This window comes from Aquirufa nivalisilvae, from assembly GCF_004307455.1.
In the GTDB taxonomy this organism is placed as follows: Bacteria; Bacteroidota; Bacteroidia; order Cytophagales; family Spirosomataceae; genus Aquirufa; species Aquirufa nivalisilvae.
This window is the reverse complement of record NZ_SEWX01000004.1, coordinates 201,084-210,928: the sequence shown is the minus strand read 5'-3', so window position 1 is coordinate 210,928 and position 9,845 is coordinate 201,084. Positions and strand designations below refer to the sequence as shown.

Below are 9,845 nucleotides of genomic sequence, written 5' to 3'. Positions count from 1 at the left end.
GAGGAATGTAGAATTTTTGATGGAAAACATAGTCGTGCAGCCCTGCGAAATGTGATGAACGCAGCGGCAATATTAGTTATGAGTTATTAGTGTTTAGAATGTAAAATCCTACATCCATTTATAATTTATAATTCATCATTCCATTTCCTTTCAGCCTTCCGCTTCGCCCATGCTGCGTTCCAATCTTTCGTTGGATTAACCGTTCAATGTAGAATGAAGAATGTAGAAAAACCATTTAGAGTTTTACAATTTACATTGAGAGGTTAATCCCAAAGAAAGTTAAGCTCCAGAAAAAGTGACGAATTCAAAAGAGTGTAAAATACTTTTCATTTGAAATCAAGCGCTTTTCGTTTCATTAATTCACATGGATTTTCTTTTTTTGAAAAAAAAGAAACAAAAAAACTTCTTTTTTTGTCGTTCAGCCAAGGCGAATTCCGCTTCGCGGAACCGTGATTCACTCCGCTATCGCCTATACTTTTGACGCCTACGCACATCGCCTATGCTGAGGTCAAAACCTCGTCTACCGCTGCGTTCATCACATTTCGCAGGGCTGCACGACGGTGTTTTCTATTAAAAATTTCACATTTTACATGTAGAGGTTAATCCCAACGAAAGATTGGGACGTAGCATGAGCGAAGCGGAAGGCGGATATTTGACCCTGCGCAAGGGCTATGTGCGTTGGCGTCAAAGATTAAAGCCGTATGCGGAGTGACAATTGATTCCGCGCAGCGGAATTCGTCTTAGGATTAACCGTATTTCTTCCGTTTTTTTTGTTTCTTTTTTTTAAAAAAAAAGAAAGACCAAAGAAAGTTAAGCTCCAGAAAAAGTGACGAATTCAAAAGAGTTTAAAATACTTTTCGTTTCATTAATTCACATGGAATTTCTTTTTTGTCGTCCAGCTAAGGTGAATTCTATCAGAAATTCTACATTCTTCATTTTACATTCTACATTAAGAGGTAACTGCAAATGACTAGCATTTTACACGAACGGTTATGTCAATGATTCATTTTAGCGTATTTTAATAGCTCCAAACAACAGCCTGTTGAAAGAGTATTTTGAATTACAAGTAAAGATGACCAACCGCCATTTGAGAGATGCTGGCATACATCCGCTATTGGGTTATGTTGGATTGACAGCTTTGTTCTTAGGACTATCTGTTTACCTTTTTCAAAGCACCGAATTTGCCCCCTACATTTACTTGCTTTTCGCACTATCGCTGATTGGAAATTTGTCGGAAAAGCGGAGAACGGAGTTTCTACGAATTTGTTTTGGCGATTCTAGCATGAAAAAAATTAGAATTGGCGAGAATGTGATGGCTTCCTTGCCTTTTATCGCTTTTCTGCTGTATCAACAGCTTTTTGCTTATATGGCCATATTGCTGGCATTGGTCATCCTATTAGCTCTCAGCCAGTTCAAAACAGTCATGGCATGGACGCTCTGGACACCATTTTCAAAAAGACCTTTTGAATTTACGGTAGGTTTCAGAAATACATTTTACCTGTTTATTCTGGCTTATGGATTGGCTGTTGTGGCTGTATTTCAAGACAATTTCAATATGGGGATATTTGCTTTGTTGATCGTATTTATCACATGCCTATTTTACCATTCCAAAGCAGAGAATGAATATTACGTTTGGGCCTTCCATCTGAAACCGAGAGCATTTTTGTTGAGGAAAATAAAAACGGCCTTACTGTATTCTTCTTTGCTTGCTTTACCCATAGCACTGCTCATCTCCTATTTCTTTTATCCAAACATGGGCATCATCTTGTTATTCATTGTGCTTAGTTGGGCATTTTTGATATCGATGATTGTGAGCAAATATTCTGAGTATCCCAATGAAATATACCTCACACCTAGTATCTTTTTGGCGCTATGCCTCTGGTTTCCGCCCTTTCTCCTGATTTTCATTCCCTTCTTTTTCAAAAAATCTGAACACCGCCTTAGCCGTTTATTAAAATGATATCCATCCGAAACTTATCCAAGAAATTTGGGACCAAGGAAGTGTTGCATCAAATCCAACTGGATTTTGAAAAGGGCAAAGTATATGGGATTGTGGGTGAAAATGGCGCAGGAAAGACTACCTTCTTTAGGTGCATAGCAGGACTAGAAGACTACGAAGGTGAGATCAGTTCACATCTAACACCACTTAAAAATCACCTGGGTTTATTGCTGACCGAACCTTTCTTCTTTCCCAAAATAACAGGCAAAGAATACCTACACTTGCTATGCCAAGCCAGGGGCGTCCAAATCCCCAACATGGAGGACAAGAACATATTTGATTTGCCTTTGAACCAATATGCGGCGACATATTCCACGGGAATGAAGAAGAAATTAGCCTTGACGGCCATATTATTGCAAGGCAACGAGTACTTTATCCTAGATGAGCCATTTAATGGAGTGGATATTCAAAGTAATATCCTGATTACGGAAATTATTCATCAACTCAAAGCATTGAATAAAACCGTGATTATTTCCTCGCATATATTCTCCACCTTGAGTGATACCTGCGATGAAATACATGTAATGAGCCAAGGGAGTTTGATCAAGTCTGTGCAAAAGCCAGACTTTGCCATCTTGGAAACAGAAATCAAGCAAATGACCTTGGGTAAAAAATTGGACAAATTAGGATTGACATAAGACGCCCGAAATACTTTCCTATATCACCTTCCATGGAAGCATTTTACACGAACGGTTGATAGCTTTCTCTTAGCTATTTTCTTGCCACATTTTAGTTCAAATACCTCCATATAAATTCCAACAATGGATTAAACGGCATGTTCTCAATTTCTATGGTTCATTTTCTAGCAAAATTTCAATTTGTCTTTACAACAAAGTCTAACTCACTGACTTGCTGAATCTTGTGGGTAAATGGATTTTGGGTAGATTAGCGGCGTTGGTGATAATATTTAAAAATTGTAATAATATTGATATCTCATGTTATAATAAGATCTAGTTATTAAATAATTTGTCGAATAAGCTAGAAAAGGCGATCATTAAACAAGCTAAAAAAAATCCAACAGAAATAAGAAAATAAGAATGGAAATAGAAGCTTTAATTAAATTAATACAAGATTGGACAAATCGAGTTCCGTTAATAATTCTTGGAAGTGGAGCATCTGTTCCATTTCAACTTCCTTCTATGTGGACACTTGGAGAGTATTTAAAAAATAATATTACATTTTCAGAAACCGACGACATTGCCCAATTTGAAGAGTTCAAATCAACGCTTGACAAGGTTAACGACCTAGAAACAACATTGCTTCAAATTCAACTAAGACCAACAGTATTAGAAAAAGTAATATTTGAAACTTGGACACTTGTAAACAAGCATGACTTTGAAGCTTTTGAAAATTTACTTGAAGGAAAGTTGGAATTTCCGTTAGCAGAATTAACAACTCATCTTTTAAAAGCATCACAAAGAAAAGTATCAATTGTGACAACTAATTATGACCGACTTGCTGAATATGCAGCAAGCTTTTCTAATGCTTTTATCTGCACAGGATTTTCTCAAAATTTTGTAGGACATTTTTCCAAGAGCATACATCAACAAAACTTAACAAAATTAAGTGGTTTTAAAGGACAAGTGAATATTTGGAAAGTTCATGGTTCCTTAGATTGGTTCAAGTCTCATGAAGAAATGGACAGGCAATTACCATATCGCTCAACTATTCCTGTAAATCATAAACCATTAATCGTAACGCCTGGGCTTTCCAAATATTATGAAACACAATTGGAACCATTTAGGACAATTTTTACCGAAGCTGATAATGAAATTGAAAAGGCTACTTCTTTTCTCTGTATTGGTTACGGGTTTAATGACATTCATGTCCAACCCAAATTAATAGAACAAATTAAAAGTGGCAAACCAATAATAGTAATTACAAAAGAGCTAACATCTAAAACAAAACAATCTATAATTGAAAAAGGTTGTAAACAATACATTTTGATTGAAGAAGCTAACGGAAAAGATAGTCGTGTTTACTCATCTTCATTTTCTGGAGAATTAATAATACCTGATGTTAATTATTGGGAACTTTCAGAGTACATAAAACTAATAAGAAACTAAAATGGCAATATTTAATTTTGACGACAGTCAGGCAATTGGAACGGTTTTCAGTGTTGATACAGCAACAGTTATTATCAAAGTTAAAGAGTTGGAGAAACTTAGAAAGCTTCATGTTAACCAACTCGTAGCTATTAGAAGTGTAAAAGCTGGACAACATTTAATTGGATTGATAAACAGAATAACTCGAAAGGCATCTGATGAAGAAAATCCAATAGAAAGTGACTTAGGGTTGAGTGGGTTTCTTTTTACAGAGAATATTCTCAAAGTAAATCTTATTGGAACTTTACTCGATAGACATGGACATAAAGAAAACGTGTTTAAACGCAATCTTGATACGGTTCCTGAAATTGAAGCACAATGTTTTCCAATAGATGGTGAAAACATTACAAAATTCATGACTACAATATCAAGTCATGAGAATTATAAAGTGCCTTTGACCGTTGGAAAATACTCAATTGATGAACAAGCGCAAGCATTTTTAGATGGTGATAAATTATTTCAACGACATGCAGTAATAGTCGGAAGTACAGGTTCTGGAAAATCTTGGTGTGTTGCGAAACTAATAGAGCAAATTGCACAGCTTCCGATGGCTAATTGTATATTATTTGACATACACGGAGAATACAGTTGTAAAGATTTCAAAATGGATGGTTTGCAACACTTACGTGTTGCAAATCCTTCCGATTTGGGCAAAACAGGGAATTTAGAGAATGATGTTTTAATGTTGCCTTATTGGCTTCTAACATATGAAGAAATGCTTGCTATGCTTCTAGATAGAAGTGACAGTAATGCACCCAATCAAGCAATGCTTTTCTCTAAAACAGTGTTTGCTGAAAAATTGAAATACTTAGATGAAATTGGAGACACAACATTTAAAGGCAGTATAACTATTGATAGCCCAATACCATACAAAATTGATAATATTTTAAATGACCTTGCAGATCTAGACCAACAAATGGTTGAAGGAACAAGAACAGAAAAGCAAGGCCCATTTTTCGGAAAACTGACAAGATTTGTTCAAAGACTTGAAGCAAAAACACAGGATAAACGACTTGGTTTCCTTTTTAAAATTTCTAGTGATGAATTAGATATCAATTGGTTAAATAAACTTTGTGATAGATTAATGTTGGGAACATCATCTAACCCTAAAAAAGCAGGTGTAAAAATAATTGATTTTTCAGAAGTTCCGTCTGACGTACTTCCTTTAGTTATTGGTTTAGTAGCTAGGCTTGTTTTTACAGTTCAACAATGGACTGTAAGGGAAAACCAACATCCAATTGCTTTGCTTTGTGATGAAGCTCATCTTTATATTCCAGAAAGAACTAATCAAGATGCAGCCGCTGAATTAGGGCTAAAAAGTTTTGAAAGGATTGCAAAAGAAGGTAGAAAATATGGAGTTAGTTTAACTGTTATTAGCCAACGACCAGCAGAAGTAAATAGAACAGTCCTTAGCCAATGTAATAATTTTATTGCTTTAAGATTGTCAAATGCAGAAGACCAAGCAGTAATTAAACGCTTGCTTCCTGATAATTTATCTGGATTGACTGACGTACTTCCAATTTTAGATATTGGTGAAGCTTTAGTTGTTGGAGATGCATCATTACTTCCTACAAGAATTATAATTGACGAACCTAAAATTAAACCAGAAAGTGCTACAGTTAAATTTTGGAAAGAATGGAGTTCTGACACATCAAAACAAGACATTGCAACAGCAGTAAGTGGACTAAGAAAACAATCGAAATCTTAAACGAATTATGCGAGCAAGATTTGAAGAAAAAACATATGAGAACTATTTCAATTCTGAATTGGCTCGCCAAACAGATATATATTTCCCACTTGGACAAGTTCAAGAAGGCAGTTTAGGATTTGATAGTTCTGCTCTTTCATCGAATAGAAGACTTTGGCGAAGATTAGGTCATCCTTTTTGGTTCTATCCATCTTTTGCAGGTTTGGAGTTAAGAGAAATCGCAGAAGAAATGGAACACTTTCTGGGTGTTACGCTTGATAATATTCCATCTATAAAAACAAATCTTTTGTTTCAATATAAAAAACCAACATTCATAACTATCCCACTTGGTAGGGAGTGGTCGCATTGGAATGAGCCTTATTATCGTTATGACATTTACAGAGTACAACAAGAATTATTGATGCATATTGACAATCAATTCGGAACGAAAGTTTTTATTGTTTACGCATCACCAGCTTTACATGACGTAAACGAACTTGTGACAGCTCATCTTAATAGACAAATAATAAATATTTCTAATTTCCGAAAAGCTTCGGAACTAAATACACACCATTGTAATACATACGTTCAATCAGGAGCGTTTTCAATAGCTTGTAGTGAGCCTGAAAAAATTGAAAACTTTGATTTGATTAAAACTATTAACAGCATAAACAATGACAATTACAAAACAGGTGAAAATAACCGAACAGCTATAATTAACTTCAGAAAGCAGATTGTTTCCTTAATGTCAGAAAACCAATATTACTCAGCCGTATTTAAAAAACTCAACGAACAATACTCAAAAATTGAAGACAATGAACTGTTTTATAGTCATCTAGTTTTAAGCAACTTTAGACAATTAACAGGGACACAGTGGTTAGTTAAAATATAAAATTGCAACATGATAAAAGAATCAGCAAGGAATAACAAAAGCTTGAAAATAATTCATTTAAATTAAACGAATCTATTAAATTCAAACCAAGATTTGTACAATTTTGTATTGTTAACTTTATGGCAACAATAAATCACAAAGACACTATCTCATTAAGTGTGTAAATAAAAAACAAAGGGTTCGGTTTTTCTTTTGTATTCAGACTTTTTATTTAAATATAGCCAATACCGAGTCAGTATAATTCACCTGTTCTGAATTGGAAGGCTCCATTTTTGGATGCTTTATATACAGCCAAATATACTAACTTCATAAAGGCATCATCCGTTGAGAAAGAGAGATTGTTTTACGTGTATTTTCGGATTTTCCCATTCAAATTTTCAGTCAGCTTCGTCGTTTAAATAATCTTACGAATGCTAGATTATAAAATCAAAAAACTGTCAACGTCATTCAGACATTCACAAGCTCCTATTTATCATTTACCCCTCACCATTCAATTACGCTTTCTTCAAAAACTCCGTCTTCAAGACCATCATCGTTTTTTCTACTTTACCTTCTACTTCGCCTTCAAAGTCGGTTAAACGGATATTGCGCACCATGGTTCCACGTTTGATCACGCCAGATGATCCACGCACTTTTAAATCTTTGATGACTGTTACTGAATCTCCGTCGTTCAATAAATTACCGTTGCTGTCTTTAACTTCCATGTGCTATAATTTGATTAATATTTTTGGTTCCTATTTCTAAAGCCTAATAAGCGCTGCGCTAAGTCGGGCCGCTGTAATTTGGTCAAACGGTTCCGAATCCAATCCTTGAACTCGGCTTTATACCAAAAGAAATACTTATTTTGATTTTGTTTCTCTTCCTTAGTTTTGGCCGTATAAATCGGCTGCAAGGTATACGGATGCACACCTGTATAATAAATCACCTCGGCTACCGTCATGGGCGTTGGGGTGAAATCCTGTACTTGTTCTAATTGAAAGCCTAAATCCTTGGTCTCGGCTGCTAAATTGGCCATGTCCACTTCCTCACATCCTGGATGAGAAGAAATGAAATAAGGAATCAAGGGCTGTTTCAAACCATGTTTGGCTGAAATGGCATCGTATTTCTCTTTGAACTTCCTGAAATATTTGAAAGAAGGCTTACGCATAACCCGCAATGTAGCATCGGAAGTATGCTCTGGAGCCACTTTCAATCGGCCAGATACATGGCGCGTAATCAATTGCTCCATGTATTCATCGTGGTTCATGTCGGAATTATTCTTATTGAAATCATCCACCAATAAATCATAACGCACTCCCGAACCCACGAATGCTTTCTTAATGCCTGGATGCGCATCTACTTTCTTGTAAATCTCCGTCAAAGGCTTGTGAGATGTATCCAAATTGGAACAAATCACCGGGTGAATGCAGCTTGGACTAGAGCAACGGGCACAGATAGACTCGTCTTTGCCACGCATCTTGTACATGTTGGCCGATGGTCCGCCCAAATCAGAAATGTAACCTTTAAAATCCGGTGATTTCGTGATTTGATCTACCTCTTTCATGATGGATTTCTCACTTCTAGAAGCAATGAATTTCCCTTGGTGGGCCGATATGGTACAAAAACTACAACCTCCAAAACAACCTCGGTGCATGTTGACCGAGAATTTAATCATCTCAAAAGCGGGAATAGGCCCTCTTTTGCGGTATTTAGGATGAGGTAAACGGGTATAAGGCAAATCAAAAGAGCGATCCATCTCCGCCTCTTCCATGGTTTTGAAAGGAGGATTGATTACCAAGGTTTGATCGCCTACTTGCTGGGTAATACGATTGGCCTGCCATTTATTGGACTCTACCTCCACAATCTTGAAATTGGCAGCGTATTTAATTTTGTCGACCAAGCAATCCTCATGACTGCTCAAACTGACCGTTTCCCAAGAATCGACTTCGGGCAAAGCGGCCTCTTTAGGCTGTAAAAAAGCGACTTGATTGATATTCGTTAAGTCTGTCAAAGGAATCCCGCTTTTCACGCCACGAATAATCTCGCGCAAAGGCTGCTCGCCCATGCCGTAGACCAACATATCCGCCTTAGAATCTACTAAAACCGATGGAAATAATTTGTCGGCCCAGTAATCATAATGCGTCACCCGACGTAAAGAGGCTTCAATACCCCCAATCAAGACAGGAACATCGGGATAAATTTCTTTGAGAATCTTGGAATAAACTGTGGTAGCATAATCAGGTCTAAAACCTGCTTCACCACCGGGGGTGTAGGAATCATTGGAACGCAAACGACGGTTGGCTGTATAATGATTCACCATGGAATCCATGCAACCGGCGGTTACACCAAAAAAGTACTTGGGTTTGCCTAATTTCTTGAAATCACGTAAATCATCTTGCCAGTTGGGTTGGGCTACAATACCCACCTTCAAACCTTCACTTTCCATGATTCTGCCAATCACTGCCGTGCCGAAAGAGGGATGGTCTACGTAGGCGTCGCCTGATATTAAAATAACATCTAGCTCGTCCCAGCCGCGTTTTTCCACTTCTTTTTTTGTCAAGGGTAACCAGTCGGTGATCGGTCTTTCTTCCATCTTGCAAAATTAACTGAATTTGCTTGGTTTACCTAGTTTGGTTCATGTGGAATGGGAAATGTAGAATGAAGAATGTAGAATTTCAATATCATGAACTTGATTGAACATTGATTACTTTGGATTTTCTTTTTTTTCATAAAAAATGAAATGCTTTGGTAAGTAAGGTTCAGTAAAAAGAATTGCTAAATAAGTTCACATAAATACATTTTTTAGTTAAAAATCTCATTGATCTTTCTTTTTTTGAAAAAAAAGAAACAAAAAAACTTCTTTTTTGTCGTCCAGCAAAGGCGAATTTCGCTTCGCGAAACCGTGATTCACTACGCTATCGCCTATATTTTTGACGCCGACGCGCATCGCCCATGCTGAGGTCAAAACCTCGTCTACCGCTTCGTTCATCACCTTTCGCTGGAGCTGAACGACGATATTGTCATTCATATAAATTCTACATTCTACACATAACGGTTAATCCCAACGAAAGATGGGAACGCAGCATGAGCGAAGCGGCAGGCGAATATTTGACCCCGTGCGTAGGTCTGAGCTAAGCGTCAAAGATTAAAGCCGTATGCGGAGTGAACATCGGTTCCGCGCAG

General features: G+C 36.9%; 8 protein-coding genes. 5 read left to right on the top strand and 3 right to left on the bottom strand.

Annotated elements, in window-relative coordinates:
* The first annotated feature begins 1,042 nt into the window (after positions 1-1,042).
* The 5 genes from EWU22_RS06775 to EWU22_RS06755 all read left to right on the top strand — a co-directional run bounded on the left by EWU22_RS06775 (position 1,043) and on the right by EWU22_RS06755 (position 6,683).
* Positions 1,043-1,960, top strand: coding sequence for an ABC transporter permease (locus EWU22_RS06775; protein ID WP_130924946.1), 918 nt, complete (start codon positions 1,043-1,045; stop codon positions 1,958-1,960).
* On the top strand, positions 1,957-2,637 hold the full coding sequence (locus tag EWU22_RS06770) for an ABC transporter ATP-binding protein (protein ID WP_130924945.1): 681 nt from the start codon (positions 1,957-1,959) through the stop codon (positions 2,635-2,637). Before EWU22_RS06775 ends, EWU22_RS06770 begins: the two co-directional genes overlap by 4 nt.
* A gap of 399 nt (positions 2,638-3,036) precedes the next feature.
* Entirely contained in the window at positions 3,037-4,065 is a 1,029-nt protein-coding gene (locus EWU22_RS06765; RefSeq protein ID WP_130924944.1) for an SIR2 family protein, read from the top strand.
* Position 4,066: 1 nt separating this feature from the next.
* A complete protein-coding gene (locus EWU22_RS06760; protein ID WP_130924943.1) occupies positions 4,067-5,812 on the top strand; it encodes an ATP-binding protein in 1,746 nt (581 codons plus the stop codon).
* A 7-nt stretch (positions 5,813-5,819) separates the two neighbouring features.
* Positions 5,820-6,683 carry a hypothetical protein gene (locus tag EWU22_RS06755; RefSeq protein WP_130924942.1) on the top strand — a complete coding sequence of 288 codons (864 nt, stop codon included), beginning with the start codon at positions 5,820-5,822 and terminating at the stop codon, positions 6,681-6,683.
* A 494-nt stretch (positions 6,684-7,177) separates the two neighbouring features.
* Here EWU22_RS06755 and EWU22_RS06750 read toward each other — a convergent pair whose 3' ends face one another.
* The 3 genes from EWU22_RS06750 to EWU22_RS06740 all read right to left on the bottom strand — a co-directional run bounded on the left by EWU22_RS06750 (position 7,178) and on the right by EWU22_RS06740 (position 9,690).
* Positions 7,178-7,387 (bottom strand): zinc ribbon domain-containing protein YjdM, encoded by a 210-nt coding sequence (locus tag EWU22_RS06750; protein WP_109322565.1) that lies wholly within the window; start codon positions 7,385-7,387, stop codon positions 7,178-7,180.
* 14 nt (positions 7,388-7,401) lie between these two features.
* On the bottom strand, positions 7,402-9,255 hold the full coding sequence (locus EWU22_RS06745) for a YgiQ family radical SAM protein (protein ID WP_130924941.1): 1,854 nt from the start codon (positions 9,253-9,255) through the stop codon (positions 7,402-7,404).
* A gap of 222 nt (positions 9,256-9,477) precedes the next feature.
* Complete coding sequence (locus EWU22_RS06740; RefSeq protein WP_130924940.1) at positions 9,478-9,690, bottom strand: hypothetical protein; 213 nt, start codon at positions 9,688-9,690, stop codon at positions 9,478-9,480.
* Positions 9,691-9,845 lie beyond the last annotated feature (155 nt).

Coding starts and splice junctions, on each gene's coding strand:
- EWU22_RS06765 (WP_130924944.1), top strand. CDS start 3,037: ATGGAAATAGAAGCTTTAATTAAATTAATACAAGATTGGACAAATCGA.
- EWU22_RS06770 (WP_130924945.1), top strand. CDS start 1,957: ATGATATCCATCCGAAACTTATCCAAGAAATTTGGGACCAAGGAAGTG.
- EWU22_RS06760 (WP_130924943.1), top strand. CDS start 4,067: ATGGCAATATTTAATTTTGACGACAGTCAGGCAATTGGAACGGTTTTC.
- EWU22_RS06755 (WP_130924942.1), top strand. CDS start 5,820: ATGCGAGCAAGATTTGAAGAAAAAACATATGAGAACTATTTCAATTCT.
- EWU22_RS06740 (WP_130924940.1), bottom strand. CDS start 9,690: ATGAATGACAATATCGTCGTTCAGCTCCAGCGAAAGGTGATGAACGAA.
- EWU22_RS06750 (WP_109322565.1), bottom strand. CDS start 7,387: ATGGAAGTTAAAGACAGCAACGGTAATTTATTGAACGACGGAGATTCA.
- EWU22_RS06745 (WP_130924941.1), bottom strand. CDS start 9,255: ATGGAAGAAAGACCGATCACCGACTGGTTACCCTTGACAAAAAAAGAA.